We start from the raw sequence: 25,105 nt of genomic DNA on the forward strand, positions 1-25,105 counted from the left end.
ATGACCGACATCATCAACACCCTGGCGGGAATCGCCGCGCAGGACCCGCTCGATGCTCTCCGCGATCACCGTGCACAGGCCAAGGAGAATGCGCAGCTCGGCTTCGAAGCTCTCTTGGAACCTGCCGGGGCCGAGGGGTTCTCCCAGCGAGATCGCTACGCCGTCGCCGCCTTCACCGCCGGGCTGCTGGGATCTCCCGCCGCCGAGGAGTTCTACCGCGACCTCCTTCGCGATGAGGACGAGGTCGCCTCCTGGGCGATCGCCGAACTCCTCGACGAGGCTCTGCTCGAACTCGACTCCCGATCCTCTGGGCACGGCCCCTACGGAATCTTCGAATCCGCTGCACTTGCTGACGAGAACGTTGTCGGACCATGGTTGTCAGTGGAGAAGAAGTCCATCGAAGTCCTTGGTCCGCAGCTGGCCGCCGGGCTCGAATTCGCTCATCTTCTGGTCCTGCATCCGCGAGATTCTCGTCCCGAACATATGGCGCTGCTGCTCGATGCCGGATGGGACGAGGATTCGATCGTCACGCTCGCGCAGCTTGTCTCGTTCCTCAACTTCCAGATCCGCATCAGCACCGGGCTGACGGCACTGGTCCACGCACCGGCCGCGGCCCTGGCCCCCGTCGCAGACGAGCCACCGGAAGCGGTCGACGATGACGGCGAGGCCACCTCGGCGAGGGAATCCGCTGCCTCTTCGAACGGCAGCGAAGCTCTGGCCCGGGTGGGCGATCGTGTCAGCTCCTACCCCGACCTCAAGCGGCCCGCATTGTTCCAGCAGTCCGGATTGGGGTGGGTGCCCTGGATCGCACCCGTCGCCGAGGCGGAGCTGAGCGATGTCCAGCGCGAGGCTCTGATCGAGGCGGGGCGCGCGAAGAACCCCTACTTCCGTCTGTTGGCCAGGGATCCTGCGGCTCTGCGGGCCCGGACGCTGACCGATCTCGACATCTTCTTCAACACCACCGACGGACTCGGCCGGGCCGAACGCGAGCTTGCCGCGACCGTGGCCTCACGTCTCAACGGGTGCCTGTTCTGCGCCTCGATCCACTCGGACCGGGCCACGGAGGAATCCGGGCGCCGCGACCTGGTGCAGTCGCTGCTCGACTCTGGCATTCACACACCGTCGAACCTCGGCGACGCGGTCTGGGACGCTGTCGTCGAGGCCTCCGCGGCGCTCACGCTCACGCCTCAGGCGTTCGGCCCGGCGCATGTGACTGCACTGCGCGAGGCCGGTCTCGAGGACGGGGACATCGTCGACGTCCTCAACTGCGCGGCCTTCTTCAACTGGGCCAATCGGCTCATGCTCTCCCTGGGAGAGCCGGAGGTGCTGGCGCCCGGAAAGTGACCAGGCTCAGCGATCGCGCCGTGCCCTGACCACGACGTCGTCGATGGTGACTGTGCGGCCTCCAGGTACGACCATCGTCCGCTGTGACTCTTCGGCGGTGACGAGGGTCCAGACCGCTGGATCGAGACGGTCCGTGATGGAGTCGGCGGTGGCTGAGGCTTCTGCAGGTGGGTGAGATTCGCCATGGCCGTGGTGATGGAGGTGGCCGACGATGAGCAGGGTTCCGCCGGGTGCCACCCAGGAGGCGATGCGGTCGTAGAAGTCCAGCTGCCCCATCGCAGGATGCGCATAGTGGGTGGTGACCAGGTCAAACTGCGTCTCCGGTTCCCATACGGACAGGTCAGCCTGGACCCATGCGATTCGTCCGGACATCCCGGCAGCGGCCGCACGATCCTCGGCATAGTTCAGCGCAGTGTCGGCGACGTCGGCGCCGGTGACGTCCCAACCCTTGTCCGCCAGCCAGATGGCTTCTGCTCCGGCACCGCAGCCGGCATCGAGGGCAGTCCCGGGCTCGAGCTCACCGATCTCGTGGACCAGGTGGGGGTTCGGATCGCCTGAGCGCATCATGGGGGCTCGTTCGCCGTCCCAGGTCTCGTCCCAGTAGTTCTTATCGAATGAGTGAGTCATCAGCTTGCCCTCCCGGCCTGCTCGTCGTTCAATTCTTCCACTGCACGATCGAGGTCTTTGACGATGAGATCGGTGTTGATGTGCTGGGCGGCGAGCGCTCCGGCTGCCGCCGCACCGCTGACCTGTGCTCCGATGTCTGTGGCGTTGCCTGCGACCCAGACACCCGGGACCGAGGTCAGTCCGAAGGATTCGGTTTCGATGAAAGCTCCTGCTGGATGTGCCGTGGGTTCGAGACCGATGCCTGCGAACAGTTCGGTACGCGCGACCATCGGTGTTGCCACGACCGCGGCGTCCACAGCGACGACCTGCCCATCGTCCAGGCGTACACCGGTGAGTGTGTCGTCGATGATCTCGAGGCTGGCGATGCCGCCTTCGATCACTGGGATGTCGAGTGCCTGCAGCTTGATCTGCTCGTCCTCGCTGAGCTCGTGGTCTCCGGCGAAGAGCATCACCTGGTCACTCCACTGGCGGAACAGGAATGCCTTGTGGACGGCCATCGGGGTGGTGACGAGGACTCCGATGCGGCCATCCCGAACTTCCCACCCATGGCAGTACGGGCAATGGAGCACGCCATGGCCCCACTGTTCGCGGACACCCGGGATCTCAGGCAGCTCGTCGACCAAACCGGTGGCCATGAGCAGGCGCCTGCCTTCGACCGCATTCCCACTGCGCAAGCTGAGCGTGAATCCGTCTTCAGCGCCGCTGACGGCGACGACTTCATCGTCGATGAGCTCCCCTCCGTAGCCGAGCACCTCTTCTCGTCCTCGCGTCAGCAGCTCCTGGGGACTGATGTCTTCGTGGCCCAGCAGCCCGTGCACTCCGTCCGCGGGTGCGTTGCGCGGTTGGCCCGCGTCGATCACGGTCACGCTCCGGCGTGCGCGGGCCAGGGTCAGGCCCGCACTGAGGCCGGCCGCTCCCGCTCCCACGATCACGACGTCTCGGATTGCGCTCTTCTTCTCTGCCACGCTCATGCCTCTCGTCCTCCCAAGAAATCAGGAACTGCCTCTGCAGCGTTCCAATACTTCGATGGTGACAAGCACGACGCGCCATTGCAAATTAGTTTGCCGAATGGCAAAATGGTGAGCATGGATGAACTCATGGACCGCACCCTCGATGCTGTCGGACCGCGCCTGAAGCAGCTGCGACAGCGCCGCGACATCACTCTCACCGATCTTTCCGAAGAGACCGGCATCTCGATCAGCACACTGTCCCGGCTCGAAGCCGGTCACCGCCGCCCCAGCCTCGAGCAGCTTCTGCCCTTGGCACGCGCATTCGGAGCCACTCTCGACGAGCTCGTCGATGCTCCACCGACCGGGGATCCGCGCATCAATCTGCGTCCGATCCCCAGTGGTGACGGTCGCACCATCCTGCCTCTGACCCGTCGGGCCGGGGGCATCCAGGCCTACAAGTTCGTCCTTCCCGCCGGGGACGACGAGACAGTGCCAGAGCTGCGCACCCATGAGGGCTATGACTGGGCGTTCGTCCTCAACGGCAGGCTCCGACTCGTCCTGGGCGAACACGACCTCATCCTCGAACCAGGCGAGGCCGCCGAGTTCGACACTCGCACTCCGCACTGGTTCGGTGCCACCAGCTCAGGACCGGTCGAATTCCTCAGCCTCGTCGGCAAACAGGGAGAACGAGCCCACATCCGAGCGGCACCGAAGCGCCACCTCGGCGCAGAGCAGAAGCACCAGGCGAACTGACTGGCTTCAGCCGACGTCCATGAGTGTCGACCGGATGATGAAGCGATTGCCCGTCGGTGACTCGACGCTGAAGCCGCCTCCCCGTCCGGGCACCACATCCACCGTCAGATGCGTGTGCTTCCAGTATTCGAACTGCTCGACCGACATCCAGAAGTCGAGGCCGGACTTCTCGCTGTCGTCGATGGGCAGTTCGAAGTGTCCGAGCAGGACATCGGCATCGGAGGTCAGGAAGTCGCCTTCTGGGAAGCACATCGGCGAGGACCCGTCGCAGCAGCCACCCGACTGGTGGAACATCAGTTGACCGTGTTTGGCGACCAGTTCGCCGAGAAGGTCGACGGCGACCTGTGTCATGGCCACCCGGGACTTCTCCTCCCCGTCGATGGTGGGGGCCGATTCCAGTGCTGCTGTCTGTGTCGATTCACTCATCAGAAAAATCCTTGTGCGTTCTCCGAGTAGCTGACCAGCAGGTTCTTCGTCTGCTGGTAGTGGTCGAGCATCATCAGGTGGTTCTCACGTCCGATTCCCGATGATTTGTATCCGCCGAACGCGGCATGTGCCGGGTAGGCGTGATAGTTGTTCACCCAGACACGGCCGGCCTGGATGTCACGGCCGGCACGGTAGGCGATGTTGCCGGTGCGGGCCCAGACGCCGGCCCCCAGACCGTAGAGCGTGTCGTTGGCGGTGGTGATGGCGTCGTCGTAGTCCTTGAACGAGGTCAGTGCCACGACTGGACCGAAGATCTCCTCCTGGAAGATCCGCATATTGTTCGAGCCCTTGAAGATGGTGGGCTGGACGTAGAAGCCGCCTGAGAGATCTCCTTCGAGTTCGGCCTTGTCTCCTCCGATGAGCACCTCGGCACCTTCGTCCTTGCCGATCTGCAGGTAGGACATGATCTTCTCGTACTGATCATTCGAGGCCTGCGCACCGACCTGGGTATCGGTGTCGAGTGGATTGCCCTGCTTGATCGCTCGCACACGCTCGACACCGGCGGCGACGAAGTCATCGAAGATCGACTCCTGGACGAGAGCGCGAGACGGACAGGTGCAGACCTCACCCTGATTGAGTGCGAACATCGCGAAGCCTTCGAGCGCCTTGTCGCGGTAGCTGTCGTCGGCGGCGAGGACGTCTTCGAAGAAGATGTTCGGTGACTTGCCGCCGAGTTCCAGGGTGACCGGGATGATGTTCTGCGAGGCGTACTGCATGATCAGACGACCGGTCGTCGTCTCACCGGTGAACGCGATCTTCTTGATCCGCTTGTTCGAGGCCAGTGGTTTACCTGCCTCGACGCCGAAGCCGTTGACGATGTTGAGGACACCGGGTGGCAGCAGATCGCCGACGAGTTCAGCCAGGATGAGGATCGAGGCCGGAGTCTGCTCGGCGGGCTTGAGGACGACGCAGTTGCCTGCGGCGAGCGCCGGTGCCAGCTTCCACGTGGCCATGAGGATGGGGAAGTTCCACGGGATGATCTGTCCGACGACGCCGAGCGGTTCGTGGAAGTGATGGGCCACGGTGTCGTCGTCGATCTGCGACAGGCCGCCTTCTTGAGCCCGGATCGCTGCGGCGAAATAGCGGAAGTGGTCGATGGCCAGTGGGATGTCGGCGGCCAGTGGTTCGCGGATGCCCTTGCCGTTGTCCCAGGTCTCTGCGACCGCGAGCATCTCAAGATTGGCCTCCATGCGATCAGCGATCTTGAGGAGGATGTTCGAGCGCTCGGTCACCGAGGTCTTCCCCCAAGCAGGTGCTGCTGCCCAGGCCGCATCGAGGGCGGTTTCGATGTCGTCGGCGGTGGAGCTGGGGATCTCTGTGAATGCCTGTCCGGTGACGGGAGTGATGTTGTCGAAGTAGTCGCCGTTCTTCGGCGGCACCCACTCGCCTCCGATGTAGTTCTCGTAGCGCGACTTGAACGTGACGAGCGAACCTTCGGTACCGGGTGCTGAGTAGACTGCCATGACACTCCTTCGTGTGAGTCCATCCGCTCGCATCGCACGCATTGTTTCGCGTGCAGTGCATGGTCATGGTCGACTGCGCGGAGCGGATGTGTCCGTGTCCTCTCACCATAGGGCGGAGAGAGTGTGCGAACAATAGCCTGCACGATTTCAAGGTGAACCTGCACGATTTCGAGGTGAAGTTGAGAGAATGACTCCATGGATGTCCGACCGAACGGCTACCTGGCCGGTTGCCTCAACACTGAGGAATCCCCCGTGCAGACAAGCTGTGCAGACAAGCTGTGCAGACAAGCTGATCGCTGAGCATCTGAGCGTCGCTGTCCGCATGACGGAGATGTTCGCCGTTCTCATGCGGGATGCGTTCGGCGCCAGGTACGACAGACGATAGCGCTGGTTCTAGTCGGTTCTGAGTATATTTCGCCGGAGGAGTTCGAGGCTGAAGTCCCACCCGTCGGCGAAGAAGTCGCGCGCTTCGCCTCGGCGTTCGGTTGGAATGTCGTCAAAGCAATGCACGATGGTCACCCTCGTATCCTCGCCATGAGCTTGCAGAGTGATCTCGACATGGTCGGATCGGCCGAAGCGCCCATTCGTCCGACGAAGGATCCTCATGCAGCGCCGCTCCTCGAATACGGTGATCTCACCAGTGAGCACATACTCGTAGGAGTGGTCGCTGTAGTGCTCCTCGTAGGGGCTGCCGACTCGTGGTTCGAAGTCGATCTGCACTGTCGGCGGCGGACACCACCATCTGCTCAATCGAATCGGGTCTGCCACGTGCGGCCAGACCTGGGCAGCCGGCGCCTTGACCACCAGCGATCTGTCGAAGCCCCATTCCGGATTCTTGTCGGCCATGGGCACATTCTTCAGTGTCCGGCATCAAGCCACAAGGATGATTCAGATCCACCGGTCGGCAGGCTCTCATTCGAGCGCACTACCGCGAGACAATCGAACCGTTCGACGGCAAGGCGCCCCTGAAGGCAATGCGCACAGCCACAGCGTGCTCAATGTCGACACTGTCGATCGCTTGGACATGGAGGTGCGGCTCCGTGCTGTTGCCGGAGTTTCCACAGCGGCCGATTTCTTCACCGATCTCAACGTGCTGTCCCGCCCGAACCCGTGTGCTGCCATGCTGGAGATGGCAGAGTGAGACTATACCGCCGAGGCATCTGATCATGACGTGATTGCCGGCGAGCGAAAGCCAGCCCGCGCCGACACGCCGGGCCTGTGTCAGCGAGTATCCGATCGACGGGACACCGCGGTACGAGAAATGATCACGCTCAGTGTCATGAGAAGCCACGACAGTTCCTGCGACCGGAGAGAGCACCGGACGGCCGAAGCCGACAAAGTTCTCCGGAGGTTCCGGACGGAGGAGGGAGCCGAAGGTGAAGGGCGCCGATCTCCCAGAGCCATCGACCGGCACGAAGTCGATTGCGTATGACGTCGCGTAGAGTGTCGTGCCGTGGCTCGGCACCCGGTCGGCGGGACTGTTCTGGACCAGCCATCGGCCGGTGAAGGGGTAGTCCATATCGAGCAAGTCGGCCATGGGGTTCCTCACCTCGTGGAGTGCCCTCGCCGTACCGAGGAATACAGGAACATGTCCCGAGGTTCGCCGCCGACCATCTGATTCCTGGCCAGAAGTTCCTCGCGAACATAGCCTGCTCGCTCTGCGGTGCGAATCGATGCGATGTTCCACGGTTCGATGAATAGGTCGATTCGCTGTACTCCCGGAACAGTCCACCCGAACTCGGTCAGGGCCGCGAGTGCCTCGGCCGCATAGCCGCGCCCACGCTCGGACGGTGCAACGGCATAACCAGCGCTCGCCCGCCCCTCGTCGAGATCCTTCAGCCAGAGACCGCAGTGACCGATCGCGAACTCATCGCAACGCCGCGCAATCGTCAACGAGAAGCCGGCTCCCTCTGCATGACGACCCTGCTGGCGTCTGACCCAGTCACTTGCCTCCTGCATGGTGGCGTTTCCTGGCAGTGAACCCGTCTGCGGCACATAGGGATCGGTCGACAGCTGCTGAGCCATTGCGGCGTCCCGCGCCTCCACTGCTCGCAGCAGCACCTGCCCACAAGCCGGTGGCTCCGCGGGCCAGGGTGGCAGTGTCATCCGCCCTCGGTGATGGGAACTTCGGCAGCCTTCGGGAACAGAAGGTTATAGGTGAGTCCGGCGACGGCGGCACCAGCGAGCGGTGCGAGGAAGAACACCCACACCTGACCGAGCGCATCTCCACCGGCGAATACCGCGACACCGAAGGAACGTGCCGGATTGACCGATGTGTTCGACACCGGAATGGCCACGAGGTGGATGAGTGTGAGTGAGAGGCCGATCGCCAGAGGAGCCATTCCGACTGGGGACCTGTCGTCGGTCGCCCCGAGGATGACGTAGAGGAAGATGGCGGTGAGGACGAACTCGGCGACGAGGACGCTGACCAAGGAGAAACCATTCGGGGAGAACTCTCCATAGCCGTTCGTCGCCAGACCGTCCCTCGCAAGCGAATAGTCGGGATTGCCCGAGGCGATGAGGAGCACGACTCCGCCGGCGGCGATTCCGGCGACCAGCTGTGTGATCCAGTAGGGAACGGCGTCCTTGACCGGTGTCCTGCCCGCAAGTACACAGCCCAGCGTCACTGCGGGATTGAAGTGTCCACCGGAGACATGTCCGACGGCGTAGGCCATGACGACGACGGTGAGACCGAAGGCCAGCGCGACGCCGAGGAATCCGATGCCCATGTTGATGCCGTCGTCACCGACGACCTTTGCTGCGAATACGGCCGCGCCGCAGCCGCCGAAGACGAGAACGAAGGTGCCGAGGAATTCGGCGAAGATCTTCGAGACCAGGGAGGGTTTCTGCAGGACAGCCATGATGATTCATCCCATCTGTGATGTGTGCCACATATCATGCCGTTTTCCATACTACAGTCACGCCTCAGCAGATGAGCCCAAGTCGCGCTGTCGTTTCCTCTGACTGGGGGCGACGCGGGCTCATACCAAGGGCATGACCATGCTCAGGCAGGGCGTCTGCTCATCCCACAGATCGGTCTCCTCGAGCGGGAAGAATCCCACCTTCTGGTAGAAGTGTCGTGTCCGGTCGTAGTTGGGATCGGGGTTCGAAGCCCCCAACGTCTTCACCTGCAGCAGCTTGGCGCCCCGTCTGCGCACATCGGCTGCAATCGCTCGCATCATTGCTGTGCCGACCCCTGCCCCATGTTCTGATCGGTCGACAACCGTGAAATGGACTTCGGCAGAGTGATCGAAATGCCACGACACCAGTGTGACCCCGACGACCTCGCCAGCCTCGTTTCGCACCGTCCAGGTCTCCATGATTCGTGCATCATCGACGTACTCGGCGTTGGATTCCGGCCTGCCGAACCACTCCGGGACAGTCAGCAGAAGACGATCCACATCGTCGGGCACCTGTTCATCTCTCACTGCACTCCATCGTGTCTGTGCCATACCCTCAATCCTAGCGCCCACCTCGGCGAGGGGACCGGCACTTGGTACGCTGACGAACATGAGCGATGTCGACAGCCCGGTTCTCCGCCTGATTCCCTATCTCGCGGCATTCACGGTCGCGGTGTTCCTCGGCCTGCCCGCGATGGGCAACGGAGATCTGCTGACGACCGTCGTCGTCATCGCCGTCGCCTACTTCGTGACCTACTACCTGGTCAGGTACGTCATCGGACTCATCGTCCGCAACCGCCGCAACAGCACCGACGACCAGGACTAGCAGCTACCTCTCGTCCTGCGCAGGCACGACGACCTTGCGGATGATGATCATTCCCGAGGCAGCCACGGGCACAGCGACCACGGCGCCGAGGACTCCGCCCAGGGTGCCGCCGGCGATGGCCGCGATGATGACGAGCGCACCGGGCACATTGACCGCGGTCTTCATGATGCGGGGGCTGAGCAGATACGCCTCCACCTGCATGTACACGAGGTAGTAGATGCCGACGGCGATCCCCAGCCCCGGAGAGACCATGAGGCAGGATCCGGTGATGATGATCGCACCAGTGATCGGGCCGACGAGTGGGATGAGTGAGGCGAGGAACGCGATGAACGCCAACAGCGCCGGCAGCGGGGCACCGATGATGGTGAGGAAGATCGCCGAGCACACGCCGTTGACGATGCCCAAGGACACCTGTCCCAGAACGTAGCGTCCGATGGATCGGGTGACTTCCTCGGTGACGGATTCGACGGTCGGTCGGGAGCTCGCAGCGACGAGGGAGAGCATGGCCGACTTGATCGTCGGCATCGTCACGGCGAAGTAGATAGTGAGGATGACGACGATGACGACGCCGGCGAGGAAGCTGATAATGCCGGCTCCGATGGACACGACCCCGCCGCCCAACGACACCACGTTCTTCGGGTCGGATGCCCACTCGCCGAGGTTGGCGAAGATCTTGTCGAGATCGACCGCTCCTGTGAATCTCTGTTCGAGGTCGGCGACCCACCCTGTGGCCGCCAGGCTCGCGACGATGTCCGGAAGATCACCGATGAACTGCTGGATCTGGCTGATGACGGCAGGGGCGATGAGCAGCACAGCACCCGCGACGATGGCGAGGAAGGCCAGAACGACGAGGACGACCGACAGGGACCGGGGCAGCCTGCGCTCGACCAGCCACAGCACGATCGGTTCGAGCCCGAGCGCGAGGAACAGGGCCAGACCGATGTAGATGATGACGGTCGCCACGGACTGCAGGGCCGTGATCAGCCCGAACGCGAGTCCCACTCCGAGCGTTCCGGTGAAGCCGACCCGGAATGCGCTGTTGAGAGTCAGCGATTTTCCCTGCCCTTTGCCCATGGTGACAAGTGTAACCAGCGACCATGCGCTTCAGCGTGTTCACGCGTTAGGATCGAGGGCGAGACCTGGCACAATCCTTCAACCGTGTAGAAAGTGGTACGTCGACGATGAGCTCCGATCCGAACAGCATCGATGTCTGGGAGGCCTTCCTCGACCCACACGGCGACTTCTCACTGCCCGACTTCTCCGCGGTCACTCCGGCATCACTGATCGCTGCGGTCAGGGCGGCCACCGACTTCGCACGATCCGAGGTCGAAGACATCATCGGTGATGAGAACGATCCGACGTTCGTGTCGACAACCGTGCGCTTCGAATCCGCGACCATTCCCATGGCCCGCATCTCGGCCGTGGTGAGCGCCGTGGAGTCGAATCATCTCCGTCCCGAACTCGCCGATGCCGTCGCCGAGGTGTGGGATCGTCTGTCCGCAGCACGGACCCGGATCTTCCTCGACGTCGATCTCTTCCACCGCATCGAACAGGTCCCGTCCAGCGATCTCAATCCCGAGGACAAACGTCAGCAGGAGCTCACGGTCGAGGAATTTGTGCGTGCGGGAGCCCGCCTCGGCGAAGAAGAACGCGAGCAGATGTCCACGATCGCGGCCGAACTCACGACCCTGGCAACCTCCTTCTCCCGGGCACTGCAGAAAGACACCCGGGATCTCGCAGTCCACCTCCGCGACGTGCAGCAGCTGGCCGGGATGAGCGAGGACCAGGTCGCCGCCGCCGCGAACCGAGCCGCCGAACGTGGCACGGACGGGTATCTGCTGCCACTGAACAACTTCACTCAGCAGCTCGTCCTCGAATCCCTGGAATCCGCCGAGACCCGCAGACTGGTGCTCGACAATTCGACCTCGCGCGGCGCTCGAGGCGGCGAAGGCGACACCCGTACCCAGGTGGCCGACACCACGGCGCTGCGAGCGCTGCAGGCGAAACTGCTGGGATACCCCTCGTACTCATCATTCGCAGTCGACAACCAGACCGCCGGCGGACCGGATGCGGCCGCGGACATCGTCTCCTCACTCATCGCCCCGGCCAACGCTCAGCTGTCGACGGAGCTGGCGCAGGTCAAGGACCGCTACGGCCTCGATGATGTCGCCCCCGAGGATGTCAAGCACCAGCTCGCGCGATACCGGGCGGATGAGTTCGGCATCGATGCCGACGAGGTGGCCAAGTACTTTGAGTTCGACACTGTCCTCAATGAGGGTGTCTTCCGCGCCGCAACGGGCCTCTACGGAATCACCTTCGCCCCGCGTGAGTCAGTCATCGGCTGGCACGAAGATGTTCTCTCCTTCGAGGTCACGGACACCAACGAACGCACCCTGGGACTCATCCTCCTCGACCCGTATTCCCGGGACACGAAGCGCGGCGGTGCCTGGATGGGCGAGTTGGTCACGAGTTCACGACTGACCGGGAACCTGCCCGTCGTCACCCTCTCACTCAACCTGGCCAAACCCGGCGAGGGCCGACCGACGCTGCTCAACCCCACCGAGCTCAACACCTTCTTCCACGAATTCGGCCACGTCCTCCACGGCCTGTTCGCCAACTCGACCTACCCGTCGACCGCCGGCACCGCCGTTCCACGCGACTACGTGGAGTTCCCATCCCAGCTCAATGAGATGTGGCGCTTCCACCCGCAGGTCCTCCCCCACTACGCCAAACACGTCGACACGGGCGAGCCGATGCCAGAGTCGCTGGTCACAGCCCTTATCGAGAGCGAGAAGTTCGGGCAGGGAATCGACACGACCGAATACCTGGCTGCGGCCATGCTCGACCTGTCGTGGCATTCCCTTGAAGCCGGTGAACACATCACCGACGTCCTCTCCTTCGAATCCGAGGTCCTCGCCGCTGCCGGGTTCACCACTCTCGTTCCACCCCGCTATCGCACCACCTACTTCGGCCACATCTTCGCCTCAGGCTATGCCGCCGGCTACTACTCCTACCTCTATTCGGAGGTCATTGCGGCCTGGGTCAGCGAATGGTTCGACGCTCAGGGCGGACTCAACCGTGAGGCCGGCGATGCGTTCCGTGAAGCGATACTGGCCCCCGGCTTCTCCATCGATCCGATGAGCGCGATCGAACGATTCTTCGGCACACGTCCCGATGTGGCGCCGCTGCTGCGCCGCCGCGGACTGGCGGAGCCGGTGGAGGAATCGGACGAAGCCGTCGAAGAGCCCGCCGAGGCCGAAGCCGTCGAACCACACGAACACCGCAACCATGCTGAGGTCGCCAAGGTCCTCGAGGCGAACGGAATCGAGCCGCAGATCAGGCTGTTCACCGATGCCACGCCCACGGCAGCCTCGGCGGCGGAGAAGGTCGGTGTCGAGGTCGGCGCGATCGCGAACAGCTTGATCTTCGCCTCCGGCGGGGAGCCGGTGCTCATCATGACCTCCGGACGTCACCGCGTGGACACGGAGCACGTGGCCAGGCTCATCGGCGCGGACTCCCTTGACCGAGCCGACAAGGACCTGGTGCGCACCGCAACGGGCCAGGTCATCGGCGGTGTCGCGCCCTGTGGACACCCGCAGTCGATTCCCACGTACGTCGACACGGCGCTGAAGGACTATCCTGTTCTCTGGGCTGCCGCCGGCACACCGAATTCGGTGATGCCCCTGACATACGAGCAGCTGCTGGCGATCACCGGAGGGAAGGAAATCACTGTTGTCGAAGAAGGTGCCGAAAGCTGAGGATGAGTCGGACAGCACTCTGACGAATCGATTTGCGGCCTTCGCCTCCTCCAGAGGTCGCTACTACGCGGTGATCCTCGCCGTGTTCTCGGCGATCCTCATCATCTCCAACATCTCCGCGACGAAGGTCATCGGCTTCGGACCCATCGTCACCGACGGCGGTGCCTTCCTGTTCCCCATCGCCTACATCCTCGGCGATGTGATCAGCGAAGTCTACGGTTTCAAGGCCGCCCGCAAGGCCGTCATCACCGGCTTCGGGCTGCAGATCCTGGCGACTTTCGTGTTCTGGCTCGTGCTCATCTCACCGCCGGGACCGGGCTATGAGAATCAGGACGCGTTCGCCGCTGTCCTCGGCTTCTACCCGCGCATCGTCGCAGCATCCCTGGTCGGATACTTCTTCGGGCAGCTGCTCAATTCCTATGTGCTCGTGGCTGTGAAGAAGCGGATGGGCGAGCAGAAGCTATGGGTCCGTCTGCTGACGTCGACGGGCGTCGGCGAGTTCGTCGACACCCTGCTGTTCTGCGTCATCGCCTTCGCCGGCGTCATTCCCGGCCTCGACTTCATCAACTACATCGTCTTCGGCTTCGTCTACAAGGTCGCCGTCGAAGTCATCCTCATGCCCGTCACCTACCGGGTGATCAAGTTGGTGAAGAAGCACGAACCCAGTTACGAACTGCCCGGCGGCGAGGCGGCCTAGCTGCGCTGCTTCGCGTAGTAGCGGCCGAGCACCTCGGTCTCGAGTTCACAGAAGCGACCTTCTTCCATGGACCGACGGATCTCGGCGACGAGATTGACGACGAAGTACTCATTGTGGATCGTGCACAGGGTGGAGAAGAGCATCTCCTTAGCCTTGTACAGATGCCGCAGGTAGGCCCGCGAGTAGTTCTGGCAGGTGTAGCATCTGCAGTCCGGGTCAAGCGGCCCGAAGTCCCGGCGATACTTCGCTCCGGTGAGGTTGTAGCGGCCGTCGCGCGTGTAGATGGCCGCATTGCGGGCAACGCGCGAGGGTGAGACGCAGTCGAAGGTGTCGGCGCCGGTCTTGATCGCCTCGAACAGGTCATCAGGCTCCGAGATGCCCAGCAGGTGGCGCGGTTTGTTCTCCGGCAGCTCTTCGCACACCCAGCGGATGATCGTGCCGAGGTTCTCCTTCTCCAACGCGCCTCCGATGCCGAAGCCGTCGAAGTCCATCGCGCCCAGGTCGTGGGCTGCCTTGCGTCGCAGGTCCTCGTACTGTGCGCCCTGGAGCACGCCGAACAGCGCCTGGTAGGGCCGGTGCGTGCGTGCTTCGGTCTGCCGCTTGTGCTCCTCGATGCAGCGCAGTGCCCACTGACGAGTGCGCTCCAAGGACAGCACCTGGTAGCCGCGGGTGTTGACCAGCGTCGTCAGCTCGTCGAAGGCGAACATGATGTCGGCGCCCAGTTCGTGCTGGACCCGCATGGAGACCTCGGGGGTGAAGCGGTGCATGCTGCCGTCGAGGTGGGATTTGAAGGTCACGCCGTCGTCGTCGACGTTCGACATGCGTTCCTTGCCGACGGCAACGAGATCATCGTTCTGCTCCCCCGTCGACTCCATCGAGATGACCTTCTTGAAACCCGAGCCCAGGCTCATGACCTGGAATCCGCCCGAGTCGGTGAACGTCGGGCCGGGCCAGTTCATGAATTTCCCCAGTCCGCCGGCCTCATCGACGAGATCGGACCCGGGCTGCAGGTAGAGGTGGTAGGCGTTGGAGAGCACCGCCTGACCGCCGAGTTCCTCGACCTCGTCGGGACGCACGGCCTTGACAGTGGCCTTCGTGCCGACGGGAATGAAGGCGGGAGTCGCGATATCACCGTGCGGGGTGTGGATGACGCCGGTGCGCCCACCCTCGTCGAGGCGGGTTCCGATCTCGAACCCGAATCGGGAGCGGTCGTTGATGGCCGGGGCGTCGGCGCTGCCGTCGGTTGAGGAGGCTGTCTCAGATTCTGCGGAGGATTCGATTCGGGTCACCCGACAAGTTTAACTGGGAGCATGTCGACAACCTTCATCCAGATGCTCCGGGCCGCAGAAGTCAGCGGCGAACCCATCATCATCGACGGCGGCCTGGGCACTGCGCTCGAGTCCCGCGGCATCGATCTGCGTCACGAGCTGTGGTCGGCGGCCCTGCTCCAGGATTCCCCTGACACGCTCGCCGAGGTGCACGCCGACTTCATCCGCGCAGGTGCCCGAATCGTCACGACCGCCAGCTATCAGGCGAGCCCGCTCGGCTTCGAAAGAGCATCGATTACCGCCGAGGAGGGGCTGCGTCTCATCGCGACCAGCGTGGAGGTCGCTGCCCGAGCTGGCGCCGCCCTCGCCGCCGGGTCCGTGGGCCCATATGGGGCCGCTCTCGGCAACGGCGGCGAGTACACCGGCGACTACAGCTTGAGCGATGCCGAGTTCACCGACTTCCACCGCCCACGCATCGAGGCCCTGGTCAGTGCTGGTGCCGATCTGCTGGCCATCGAGACTCAGCCCTCGCTTCCGGAAGCCCGGGTGCTCGCGCGCCTGGCCGAAGAGTTCGGTATTCCTGCCTGGCTGAGCGTGACTCTGGCCGACCATGGGGGCTTGGCCGATGGTCGTCACATGGCCGACGGGACACCCCTGACCGACCTCGCCGAGGCGGTTGCCGGCTCGACGATGATCCGCGCACTGGGCGTCAACTGCGTGCGCCCATCGCTGGTCTCACCCGCACTGCAGACGCTGGCGGGCGCCACGGACCTCCCGCTCATCGCCTATCCGAATTCGGGTGAGACCTACGATGCGGCGGCGATGGAATGGCGCGCGGGTGCGGCTTTCGACACGAGCCCGACGACCCTGTCATCGTGGGTGTCCTCCGGTGCCCGCATCATCGGCGGCTGCTGCCGGACGACGCCGGGCGACATCGCCGGCCTCGTCGCCTCGGCGCAGGAACTCAGCCGAGCATCTTCCCCGGATTGAGGATCCCCAGCGGGTCAAGTGCGTCCTTGATCTGCGTGTGCATCAGCCTGGCTCCAGCATCGAGCTCACGCCCGAGCCACTCGCGCTTGAGGAAACCGACACCGTGCTCCCCCGTGATCGTCCCACCCAGATCGAGTCCCAGCTGCATGATCGCGGCGAACGCCTCCTGCGCCTGGCCCACCTGAACCTCGTCCCCGGCGTCGAAGACCACCGAGGGATGCATGTTCCCGTCACCGGCGTGACCGGCCGTGGCGACCTCGACGTCGAAGCGGGCATCGATGATCGCCAGGCGTTCGAAGAACTCCCCGAGAGCGGAGCGCGGCACGCACACATCATCGACGAGCTCTCCCCCGCCACGGGTGTGCGCGTACTTCTCCATCGCCGGGGCCACCGCTCGACGGGCCGCGACGAGCATCTCCGAATCGGCGGGATCGTCGGAAACGAAGACCTCGGTGCCGCCGTTGGATTCTGCGACCCTGCGGAAGGCTTCGAGCTCCTCCATCGCACCTGCGCCCTTCACATCAGACTGCACGAGCAGAAGCGCACCGACGTTGTCCGGCAGGCCGAAGTCACCGTAGGCATTGATCATCGCCACGCTGGGCCCGTCGATGAACTCCAGCATCGACGGATTCGCTCCCGACCCCATGTACTCGGTGACGGTGCGCCCGGCCGATGCGGTGTCAGGGAAGATTCCCACGGCGGTGATCGGCTGCGTCAGTGCCGGCTTCAGCGCCAGCGTCACTTCGACGATGGTGCCCAATGTGCCTTCGGACCCGACGAACAGGGCCGCCAGGTCGAGTCCGGCAACACCCTTGGCCGTCTGTCTCCCCAGCTTCGTCACGGTGCCGTCGGCGAGCACCACGGTCATGGCGCGCACATAGTCCTTGGTCACTCCGTACTTCACGCAGCACATTCCGCCGGCGTTCGTGGCGACATTGCCGCCGATCGTCGAGATCGCCACCGATCCGGGATCGGGAGGATAGGAGAGTCCGTGTTCGGCCAGCGCCGTCTTCAGATCCTGGTTGATGACACCGGGCTGGACCCGGCATGTCTGGTTGACGGGGTCAATGGCCACGATCTCGTCCATCGCTGCTACGTTGAGCAGCAGACCGCCGTCGATCGCGTTGGCAGCGCCGGAGAGGCCGGTCCGCGCGCCCTGGGTGACCACGGGAATGCGGTGCTCGGCGGCGAAGACCATCACGGCCACGACATCATCGACCGTCCGTGCCCTGACCAGGCCCAGAGCCTGCCCGGCAGGGCAGAACAGTGCCTTGTCGTAGGCATAGCTGTCGATGACGTCGCGGTCCATGACGAGGGCACCGGGGCTCAGCCGAGCCTCCAGCTCCCGGGTCGGAATCTCCGTCGTGATGCTCATGCGGTCCTGGGCTCTGCGAAGGACTTGGCCACCTCACGCACTCTCTCGAGGGCCTCGTCGGCGCCGATGCTGATCCGCACTCCCCCGCTCAGGCGCCGGATGGCGACGGCCTGCTTGGCACACGCCTCTTCGAATGCCTGTGCATCCTCTGCCCCGAGGCTGACCCACACATAGTTGCCCTGGGAGTCGGAGACAGTGAGCCCGGCATCGCGCAGATCCTGTTCCAGCTGATCACGGGTGGCCGCGACCTCCTTGGCTCGGACGAGGACCTCGTCATTGCGCGACAGCGATTCCACAGCAGCGACCTGTGCCGCCGAGGTGACGCTGAAGGGTGCGATCACCTGACGCAGTGCGCTCGCGATCGTCGGGTCGGCGACGCCGTAGCCCACACGCAGACCGGCCAGGCCATGTGCCTTGGAGAAGGTCCGTGCCAGCACCAGATTCGGGAACTTCCGGTAGGCGTCCATCCCATCGATCACCTCGGCGGCGGTGGCGAACTCGAAGTAGGCCTCGTCGAGGACGACGATGACCTCGGCTGGGACCTCGGCCATGAAGCCGTCGAGCTCGGATGTCGAGATCGACGGTCCGGTCGGGTTGTTGGGCGAACAGAGCAGGATGAGTCGGGTCGTGTCATCGATGGCGGCGACCAGTCCCGGGAAGTCGTGCCGACCGTCTTCGAGCAGGGGCACGGGGCGCTTCTCCGCACCGCGTGCCGAGGCGAGGATCGGGTACATCTCGAACGAGGGCCACGGGTAGACCACCGAGGTCCCGGATTCGAGCGTGACGTTCGTCAGCGCGGACAGGATCTCCGAGGCTCCGGCGCCCGGGACGATCTCGGCCTCATCGACGTCGAGGTGGGCCGCTATATCGGTCACCAGCTTCGACGCCTTCGGGTCGGGGTAGTTCGCGGGCACCCGCCCGGCGTCTGCGATCGCGTCGGTGACACCCGGCAGCGGTGCCAGATGGTTCTCATTCGAGGACAGCTTGTACGGTTTCAGACCTGGTGCGCTGGCAGGGGGTTTGCCCGGCACATAGGGCGGGAATTCGGCCAGGGCATCACGAAGAAGGAAGTGATTCGACATGTGCCCATATTTGCACATCCTGTGGCGGGCGACACAAGGCGTCCAGGGGCTAAAAGTCCGAATGGTCGGAAAATGCGTCACACCGCGGACGAACATCGGCTGTGAGGTTCCTCGCATGGGACTCCTGTGCCCGGGGGCGGGTTACTGGTTCGCCTGACGCGGAGAGTAGTCTGTGAGGCGAATACATGTAGTCAGTGACGAAGGATGAGAGTCGAAATGCCCTCAACGCAGGAAAAGGTTGACGTTGTCTTGATCGGCGGCGGCATCATGAGCTCCACTCTTGGTGCCATGCTGACCGAACTTCAGCCCGAATGGGATATCCGGGTCTACGAGAAGCTCGACTATGTCGCCGAGGAGAGCTCCGATCCGTGGAACAACGCCGGCACCGGTCACGCCGCCCTGTGCGAGCTCAACTACACTCCTGAGGACGAGAACGGCCACATCGATCTCGCGAAGGCCTCGCAGATCAACGAGCAGTTCCATCACTCCCGCCAGTACTGGTCGCACCTCGTCGACAACGGCGTCCTGGCACAGCCGAAGTCCTTCATCAACCAGGTCCCTCACATCAGCTACGGCCGTGGTCAGAAGGGACGCGACTACATCAAGAACCGCTACGAGCAGATGGTCCGCAATCCGCTGTTCTCCGAGATGGAGTACACCGACGATCCGGACACCCAGGCCGAGTGGCTGCCGCTGATGTTCGAGGGCCGCGGACCCGGTCAGGTCAACGGCATCTCGCGCACGAAGATCGGCTCGGACGTCGACTTCGGATCGCTGGCGCACCAGCTGCTCAACTATGTCGGCGACAAGGGTGCCACGATCCGCACCAGCCACCAGGTCACCGACCTCGAACGCTCCTCCGACGGCTGGATCGTCACCGTCAAGGACCTGCTCTCCCATGAGACCCACAAGGTCAACGCGAAGTTCGTCTTCGTCGGCGCTGGCGGCGGTGCTCTGCCGCTGCTGCAGAAGTCGGGTATCCCCGAGGGCCGCGGCTACGGCGGCTTCCCTGTCTCCGGCATCTTCCTGCGGACCTCGAACCCCGACCTCGTCGCCCGCCACCAGGCCAAGGTCTACGGCCAGGCATCCTTCGGCGCCCCGGCGATGTCGGTGCCTCACCTCGACACCCGTGTCGTCGACGGCAAGGACTACCTGCTGTTCGGACCCTACGCCGGCTTCTCCCCCAAGTTCCTCAAGGGCGGCCGCTTCACCGACCTGCCCTTCTCGGTGCGCGGGAACAACCTGCCCACGATGCTCAACGTGGCCAAGGACAACACAGACCTCGTCACCTACCTCGTCTCCGAGCTGGCCGCGTCGAAGAAGGCCCGCTTCGAATCGATGCACGAGTTCATCCCGAACATCGACCCCAGCGACTGGGAGTTCATCCAGGCCGGTCAGCGCGTGCAGGTGATGAAGAAGGATCCGAAGAAGGGCGGTGTGCTCAGCTTCGGCACCGAGCTCATCTCCTCCGCCGATGGCTCAATCGCCGCTCTCCTGGGCGCCTCGCCCGGTGCATCGACGGCAGTGTCCATCATGCTCAACCTGCTCAAGACCTGCTTCCCTCGCCAGTACAGCGGCTGGGAGCCCTCCATCAAGGACATGGTGCCTTCGCTGGGCCGCAGCCTCGCCGACGACGAGACCCTGCTCAAGGAGCTCTCCGAGTACACCGCGCGCACCCTGCAGCTGATCTGATCGGCTGACAGCCGGCGGCGCAGCCACGCAGCCGCGCAGCCGACCGAATGCAGTAACCGCTTGCCAGAAGTGCCAGAGCACGTCACTTGTGCTCTACCCAGGCACTTCCGGCAAGCGGTTACTGCGTTCACCCCGGCTACAGCTCGACTTGGCGGTTGACGTCCTTGTAGAGCAGGTAGCGGAAGCGGCCCGGTCCACCGGCGTAGCAGGCCTGCGGGCAGAAGGCGCGCATCGAGATGAAGTCACCCTCTTGGACCTCGACCCAGTCTCCGTTGACACGGTAGACGGCCTTGCCCTCGAGCACGTAGAGGCCGTGCTCCATCTCGTGGGTCTCGGCGAAGGGAATCACGGCACCGGGTTCGAAGGTCACGATGTTGACGTGCATGTCGTAGGCCAGATTGTCCGGATCCAACGGACGCGTCGTGCGCCACCGGTTGTCGGTGCCCGGCATCGCTGCGGGTTCGACATCGGACTCCTGGCCGAACTTGGCCTCCGGGTTCAGTCCGGCCACGGGCTGGTAGCGCTTGCGGATCCAATGGAAGCGTGCCGCCTCGGCGCCGGTGGACTTCACACTCCACGTCGAACCGGCGGGCAGGAACCCGTAACCGCCCGGCGTCAGGGTGTGGGCCTGACCCTCGTGGGTGATCTCGAGCTCGCCGGCCATGAGGAAGATGAACCCCTCGACCTCGACCTGCGGCTCCGGCTTCTCGGCGCCACCGCCCGGGGCGACTTCGAGGATGGTCTGCGAGAACGTCACCGCGCCCCCGGCCACCGGCTTGCTCAGGACCCAGGAACGGGTCCCGGTCCATTCGGGCAGGTTCGAGGTCACGATGTCGCGCATGACTCCGCGTGGGATCACCGTGTAGGCCTCAGTGACGATCGCACGGTCTGTGAGCAGGTCCGTCTGCGGCGGGTGCCCTCCGGTCGGCGCGAAGTAGGTGTAGGGGTCGGCAGTCGTCATGTGTGCGTGTTCTCCTTCGGAACGGGGGTGGTCAGTACCAGGTGGTTGTGTGTCGCCGAGGTTGCCGGCAGGTCACTCGGGCGCGCCGGTGGCGGCGATGTGATTGAGGGTCGCAATCGACATCTTCGTCCGATCCGTCACGAATTCCTCGGTGTGGGCACCGCAGGACAGTCCACGGCCCAGGTAGCGGGCCAGCGCCCGCGCGGTCGCCGGCTCGTCGAGGACGGCCGAGTCCTCCTGGAACACGTAGTTGCGCAGTCGGGTCGCCGCACGTTCGGCCCCCTCGCGGTAGAAGCGGAAGGTGGCGAGGAAGCGTGTGGGCAGCTGGTGCGGATGCATGTCCCACCCTTGGTAGATGCCGCGCTTGAGGTGCCTGCGGACCAGTCCGGCGTGCAGGCTCCAGGCTCGCTGAATCTCCTCGGGCTCGCCAAGGGGCATGATGTTCGTCGAACCGTCGGAGAGGTGGACGCCGGTGCCGGCGACCGCGAGCATCATCTGGTTCTTCGCGAAGTCGGCCACCGGGTGGTCCATGGCCTGATAGGCAGCGGCAACACCCATCGATGCCGAGTAGTCGTAGGTGCCGTAGTGCAGGGAGGTGATGCGCCCGGCACCGGCGTCGAGGACCGGAGCCAGGGGCACAGTGCCGTCGGCGCCGAGGATGAGCTGCGGGGTCTCGACCTGCACCTCAAAGGTGATCGAGCCCTCGGCCAGACCGTGCTCGGCCTCCAGCGCACGGCAGGCAAGGACCATGGCGGACACCTGGTCAACGGTGCTCACCTTCGGCAGAGTGAGGACCAGCTGCTTGGGCAGGGATCCGTGGGCGGCGATCACCTCGGCGAGGAACAGGTCCAAGGTGCGCAGTCCGCGCGCCCGGGTATCGGCCTCCATGCATTTGAACCGGATGCCGAAGAACGCCGGTGCGCCCGTCTCACTCAGTCCTGCGATCGCGTTGCACGCGGCCTGGCGGACACAGTCGTCCTCGGTCGCATCACCACGATCTCCGAACCCGTCTTCGAAGTCCATCCGCAGGTCCTCGATCGGTTCGACGGCAAGCTTCTTGGTGACAGCCTCGGCGAGCATCTCCGCTTCCCGGGCGACCTGGTGCAGATTCGGCATCGTCTGGCTGTCGGGGGCCAGCGTCTCCTTGCGGGAGGCGATGATGACCCGTTCGGCCAGTTGGACCATCCCGCCGTTGGCCTCGACGAAGTCGAGCGCCTGCTCACCCCATTCGCGGGGCAGGGCCGGGGACGAGAGGTGCCCGGGGACGTAGACGGTGTGCACGGGCTGCCGGACCTCGCGCTCACCGGGATAGCGCGTACTCAGCAGCTCGTCCGTGTCCGCCAGGAGTGAGTCGATGTCGGCCAACGTTGATTGATCCAATTTCACATTCTCTTTCGTAGCATCATTGCGCGGGAGGACTGGTCTTCCAACATTGTCTCTCATAAAACAGCGACCGGCCCCCTGTTTCAGGAGACCGGTCGAAGATCAGGAGGAGACAGCGGCGACAGCCTCCGCCACCTTCTTCGCCACGTCGGGGTCGAAGACCGACGGGACGACGTAGCCCGGATGGAGTTCGTCTTCGGGGATGCACGAAGCGATCGCGTCCGCCGCGGCGACCATGATGTTCTCGTCGATGTCGGTCGCCTCGGCGTCGAGGAGCCCGCGGAAGATGCCCGGGAAGGCCAGCACGTTGTTGATCTGGTTCGGGTAGTCGCTGCGTCCGGTGGCCACGACGGCGGCGTATTTGAGCGCCTCGGCGGGGTCGACCTCGGGGTCGGGGTTGGCCATTGCGAAGACGAGCGCGTCCTTGTTCATGGCCTGGATGTCGCTGCCGTCGAGCACGTTCGGGGCGGAGACGCCGATGAACACGTCCGAGCCGGCGACGGCTTCCTTCAATGTGCCCTCGAAGCCCTGGGGGTTCGTGTTGGCCTGCAGCCACACCTTGTGTTCGGTGTCGACGGTCGAATTCGGTCCGATCGCGCCGTTGCGACCGCAGGCGATGATGTTCTTCGCACCCGCGACCTGGAGCAGCCGGATGATCGCATTGCCCGCAGCACCGACGCCGGAGACGACGATGCGCTGATCCTCCAGCTTCCGGCCAACGACCTTGAGCGCATTCTTCAGCGCGGCGAGCGTGACGATGCCGGTACCGTGCTGGTCATCGTGGAAGACCGGGATGTCGAGTTCTTCGCGGAGCCTGGCCTCGATCTCGAAGCACCTCGGCGCCGAGATGTCCTCCAGGTTTATTCCGCCGTAGGCCGGAGCGATGGCTTTGCAGATCGAGATGATCTCCTCGGTGTCCTTCGTGTCCAGTGCCACGGGCCAGGCGTCGACGCCTGCGAACTGCTTGAACAGCACTGCCTTGCCCTCCATCACCGGCATCGCCGCTTCGGGCCCGATGTCGCCGAGGCCCAGCACTGCGGTGCCGTCGGTGACGACCGCCACGGTGTTGCGCTTGATCGTCAGACGACGGGCATCGGCTTTGTTCTCCGCGATGGCCATGCACACGCGGGCCACACCCGGAGTGTAGGCACGGGAGAGGTCGTCGCGGTTGCGCAGAGGCACCTTGGGCGTGGATTCGAGCTTGCCGCCGAGGTGGAGCAGGAAGGTCCGGTCGGAGACCTTGTGAACCTCGACTCCATCGAGCGTATCGAGTGCAGCCGATACCTCGTCGGCGTGTGCGACATCGCGGGTATCGGCGCTGACGTCGATCATCACCGTATGCGGGGTGGATTCGACGACGTCGAGCGCGGTGATCGCGGCGCCGGTGGCGGCAGCGGCGGCCACGAGGTCGGACGTCGATGTCCGACCGACCGCAGTCTCCACTCGAAGAGTGATTGAGTATCCGGGGCTTGGAACAGCCATGGGAGTTATCCTCTCTGATAAGTCTTTTCCGTAGTACGGATAATATCTTCTGTATAGTGGAAAATCTAGCCAGACTGCTCGTGAACGGAAACTTTCTTCCATTTCAGGACTAGACTGAGGAGCAGTTTCGCACAGCGATGCTGGTTTTCATGCCGTCGGCACTCATCGTCGAGCTGCCACACAAGTCAATGAATACGGATCCAAAGAACACGAATCCAATGGACGAGGAAGAGGAACTGGGATGACCAGCAATGATACGAAGGCCCCCGCGATCCGCCAGACGAAGGGCGGCGTCCAGTCCGTCGAGCGCGCCTTCGGGCTCCTCGAATGCATCGCGAACTCCTCCGGCTCTGCCACGCTGAGTCATATTGCCGCCGAGGTGAGCCTTCCCCTCCCGACGATTCACCGCCTGCTCAATACTCTGGTCAACCTCGGCGTGGTGCGTCAGCTGCCCAACCGCGGCTATGCCCTGGGGCCGGGCCTGATCCGCTTGGGCAACCTCGCTGGATCCCAGCTGGGCGCCATCGCGCGCCCCTACCTGCGCACGCTCGTGGACGAACTCGGCGAGTCCGCAAACGTCGCGACCATCGACGGAGACATGGTCGTCTACGTCGATCAGGTGGCCTCACAGCACCAGATGCGGATGTTCACCGAGGTGGGCCGCCGTGCCCATATGCACGACACCGGAGTGGGCAAGGCAATGCTCGCCGGGCTCGATTCCGAGCAGGTTCGTCACATCGTCACAACTGCGGGAATGCCGACGCCCACGCAGTACAGCATCGGCACCGTCTCGGATCTCGAGGCCGAGCTCGTGCGCATCCGCGACCGCGGGTACTCGATCGACGAGCAGGAGCAGGAGCTGGGTGTGCGCTGCTTCGCGATGTCGATCCCCGATGCTCCCGCTCCCCTGGCGATCTCCGTGTCCGGACCCATCAGCCGCGTCGACCAGGCCTTCTCAGATCGCGCCATCCCGCTGCTGCGATCAGCAGCCGAGGCGATCTCAGCAGACATGCGCGGCGGAGCCTGAACGGCAGCACGCCCGCCAGACCTGAATACTCAGTAACGGGT

24 protein-coding genes are annotated in these 25,105 nt (G+C 64.1%); 8 read left to right on the plus strand and 16 right to left on the minus strand.

Features of this window, described 5'->3' with window-relative positions:
- Positions 1 to 1,344 (plus strand): alkylhydroperoxidase domain protein, encoded by a 1,344-nt coding sequence (locus JFC13_RS14760; RefSeq protein WP_198397815.1) that lies wholly within the window; start codon positions 1 to 3, stop codon positions 1,342 to 1,344.
- Positions 1,345 to 1,350: 6 nt separating this feature from the next.
- Here the strand turns inward: JFC13_RS14760 and JFC13_RS14765 are convergent, their stop codons facing one another.
- Complete coding sequence (locus tag JFC13_RS14765) at positions 1,351 to 1,971, minus strand: SAM-dependent methyltransferase (RefSeq protein WP_198397816.1); 621 nt, start codon at positions 1,969 to 1,971, stop codon at positions 1,351 to 1,353.
- A complete protein-coding gene (locus JFC13_RS14770; protein ID WP_198397817.1) occupies positions 1,971 to 2,942 on the minus strand; it encodes an NAD(P)/FAD-dependent oxidoreductase in 972 nt (323 codons plus the stop codon). The genes JFC13_RS14765 and JFC13_RS14770 overlap by 1 nt, the downstream gene beginning before the upstream one ends.
- 114 nt (positions 2,943 to 3,056) lie before the next feature.
- Between JFC13_RS14770 and JFC13_RS14775 the strand changes: the two genes are divergently transcribed.
- The gene (locus JFC13_RS14775) at positions 3,057 to 3,674 is read left to right on the plus strand and encodes a helix-turn-helix domain-containing protein (protein WP_198397818.1); all 618 of its coding nucleotides are present in this window, start codon (positions 3,057 to 3,059) and stop codon (positions 3,672 to 3,674) included.
- A gap of 6 nt (positions 3,675 to 3,680) precedes the next feature.
- Here JFC13_RS14775 and JFC13_RS14780 read toward each other — a convergent pair whose 3' ends face one another.
- The 7 genes from JFC13_RS14780 to JFC13_RS14810 form a co-directional block, all read right to left on the minus strand.
- On the minus strand, positions 3,681 to 4,100 hold the full coding sequence (locus JFC13_RS14780) for a DUF779 domain-containing protein (protein WP_198397819.1): 420 nt from the start codon (positions 4,098 to 4,100) through the stop codon (positions 3,681 to 3,683).
- The gene (gene exaC, locus JFC13_RS14785; protein WP_198397820.1) at positions 4,100 to 5,623 is read right to left on the minus strand and encodes an acetaldehyde dehydrogenase ExaC; all 1,524 of its coding nucleotides are present in this window, start codon (positions 5,621 to 5,623) and stop codon (positions 4,100 to 4,102) included. Before exaC ends, JFC13_RS14780 begins: the two co-directional genes overlap by 1 nt.
- A gap of 393 nt (positions 5,624 to 6,016) precedes the next feature.
- Complete coding sequence (locus JFC13_RS14790) at positions 6,017 to 6,469, minus strand: SRPBCC family protein (protein ID WP_198397821.1); 453 nt, start codon at positions 6,467 to 6,469, stop codon at positions 6,017 to 6,019.
- Between the two features lie 79 nt (positions 6,470 to 6,548).
- Positions 6,549 to 7,160 (minus strand): M23 family metallopeptidase, encoded by a 612-nt coding sequence (locus JFC13_RS14795; RefSeq protein WP_198397822.1) that lies wholly within the window; start codon positions 7,158 to 7,160, stop codon positions 6,549 to 6,551.
- Positions 7,161 to 7,168: 8 nt separating this feature from the next.
- Positions 7,169 to 7,729 carry a GNAT family N-acetyltransferase gene (locus tag JFC13_RS14800; RefSeq protein ID WP_198397823.1) on the minus strand — a complete coding sequence of 187 codons (561 nt, stop codon included), beginning with the start codon at positions 7,727 to 7,729 and terminating at the stop codon, positions 7,169 to 7,171.
- On the minus strand, positions 7,726 to 8,484 hold the full coding sequence (aqpZ, locus tag JFC13_RS14805) for an aquaporin Z (RefSeq protein ID WP_198397824.1): 759 nt from the start codon (positions 8,482 to 8,484) through the stop codon (positions 7,726 to 7,728). Before aqpZ ends, JFC13_RS14800 begins: the two co-directional genes overlap by 4 nt.
- Before the next feature lie 120 nt (positions 8,485 to 8,604).
- Positions 8,605 to 9,051, minus strand: a complete 447-nt coding sequence (locus JFC13_RS14810) for a GNAT family N-acetyltransferase (protein WP_332839428.1) — start codon at positions 9,049 to 9,051, stop codon at positions 8,605 to 8,607.
- Between the two features lie 82 nt (positions 9,052 to 9,133).
- Between JFC13_RS14810 and JFC13_RS14815 the strand changes: the two genes are divergently transcribed.
- The gene (locus tag JFC13_RS14815) at positions 9,134 to 9,349 is read left to right on the plus strand and encodes a hypothetical protein (protein WP_198397826.1); all 216 of its coding nucleotides are present in this window, start codon (positions 9,134 to 9,136) and stop codon (positions 9,347 to 9,349) included.
- Positions 9,350 to 9,352: 3 nt separating this feature from the next.
- Here the strand turns inward: JFC13_RS14815 and JFC13_RS14820 are convergent, their stop codons facing one another.
- On the minus strand, positions 9,353 to 10,423 hold the full coding sequence (locus JFC13_RS14820) for an AI-2E family transporter (protein ID WP_092103486.1): 1,071 nt from the start codon (positions 10,421 to 10,423) through the stop codon (positions 9,353 to 9,355).
- Positions 10,424 to 10,530: 107 nt separating this feature from the next.
- Between JFC13_RS14820 and JFC13_RS14825 the strand changes: the two genes are divergently transcribed.
- Together JFC13_RS14825 and JFC13_RS14830 are read left to right on the plus strand one after the other, a co-directional pair.
- Entirely contained in the window at positions 10,531 to 13,107 is a 2,577-nt protein-coding gene (locus tag JFC13_RS14825; protein ID WP_198397827.1) for a M3 family metallopeptidase, read from the plus strand.
- Positions 13,082 to 13,804 carry a queuosine precursor transporter gene (locus tag JFC13_RS14830; protein ID WP_198397828.1) on the plus strand — a complete coding sequence of 241 codons (723 nt, stop codon included), beginning with the start codon at positions 13,082 to 13,084 and terminating at the stop codon, positions 13,802 to 13,804. Before JFC13_RS14825 ends, JFC13_RS14830 begins: the two co-directional genes overlap by 26 nt.
- On the opposite strand, the gene tgt is transcribed toward JFC13_RS14830, so the two are convergent.
- Positions 13,801 to 15,093, minus strand: a complete 1,293-nt coding sequence (gene tgt, locus JFC13_RS14835) for a tRNA guanosine(34) transglycosylase Tgt (RefSeq protein WP_198397829.1) — start codon at positions 15,091 to 15,093, stop codon at positions 13,801 to 13,803. The genes JFC13_RS14830 and tgt overlap by 4 nt on opposite strands.
- Before the next feature lie 21 nt (positions 15,094 to 15,114).
- On the opposite strand from tgt, the gene mmuM reads away from it, so the two are divergent.
- Positions 15,115 to 16,062, plus strand: a complete 948-nt coding sequence (mmuM, locus tag JFC13_RS14840) for a homocysteine S-methyltransferase (RefSeq protein WP_198397830.1) — start codon at positions 15,115 to 15,117, stop codon at positions 16,060 to 16,062.
- On the opposite strand, the gene JFC13_RS14845 is transcribed toward mmuM, so the two are convergent.
- A complete protein-coding gene (locus JFC13_RS14845) occupies positions 16,037 to 17,437 on the minus strand; it encodes an FAD-binding oxidoreductase (RefSeq protein WP_198397831.1) in 1,401 nt (466 codons plus the stop codon). The genes mmuM and JFC13_RS14845 overlap by 26 nt on opposite strands.
- A complete protein-coding gene (hisC, locus tag JFC13_RS14850) occupies positions 17,434 to 18,519 on the minus strand; it encodes a histidinol-phosphate transaminase (RefSeq protein ID WP_198397832.1) in 1,086 nt (361 codons plus the stop codon). The genes JFC13_RS14845 and hisC overlap by 4 nt, the downstream gene beginning before the upstream one ends.
- A gap of 216 nt (positions 18,520 to 18,735) precedes the next feature.
- Between hisC and JFC13_RS14855 the strand changes: the two genes are divergently transcribed.
- Positions 18,736 to 20,211, plus strand: a complete 1,476-nt coding sequence (locus JFC13_RS14855; protein ID WP_198397833.1) for a malate:quinone oxidoreductase — start codon at positions 18,736 to 18,738, stop codon at positions 20,209 to 20,211.
- A 136-nt stretch (positions 20,212 to 20,347) separates the two neighbouring features.
- Here JFC13_RS14855 and JFC13_RS14860 read toward each other — a convergent pair whose 3' ends face one another.
- The 3 genes from JFC13_RS14860 to JFC13_RS14870 form a co-directional block, all read right to left on the minus strand.
- Positions 20,348 to 21,172 (minus strand): bifunctional allantoicase/(S)-ureidoglycine aminohydrolase, encoded by an 825-nt coding sequence (locus tag JFC13_RS14860; RefSeq protein ID WP_198397834.1) that lies wholly within the window; start codon positions 21,170 to 21,172, stop codon positions 20,348 to 20,350.
- Between the two features lie 72 nt (positions 21,173 to 21,244).
- Positions 21,245 to 22,552 (minus strand): DUF6986 family protein, encoded by a 1,308-nt coding sequence (locus JFC13_RS14865; RefSeq protein ID WP_198397835.1) that lies wholly within the window; start codon positions 22,550 to 22,552, stop codon positions 21,245 to 21,247.
- Between the two features lie 105 nt (positions 22,553 to 22,657).
- Complete coding sequence (locus JFC13_RS14870) at positions 22,658 to 24,037, minus strand: NAD-dependent malic enzyme (protein ID WP_198397836.1); 1,380 nt, start codon at positions 24,035 to 24,037, stop codon at positions 22,658 to 22,660.
- Positions 24,038 to 24,278: 241 nt separating this feature from the next.
- Here JFC13_RS14870 and JFC13_RS14875 point away from each other — a divergent pair, with 241 nt between their 5' ends.
- Complete coding sequence (locus JFC13_RS14875) at positions 24,279 to 25,064, plus strand: IclR family transcriptional regulator (protein WP_198397837.1); 786 nt, start codon at positions 24,279 to 24,281, stop codon at positions 25,062 to 25,064.
- Positions 25,065 to 25,105 lie beyond the last annotated feature (41 nt).

The sequence above is a fragment of the Brevibacterium antiquum genome (assembly GCF_016107655.1).
Classification (GTDB): Bacteria; Actinomycetota; Actinomycetes; order Actinomycetales; family Brevibacteriaceae; genus Brevibacterium; species Brevibacterium antiquum.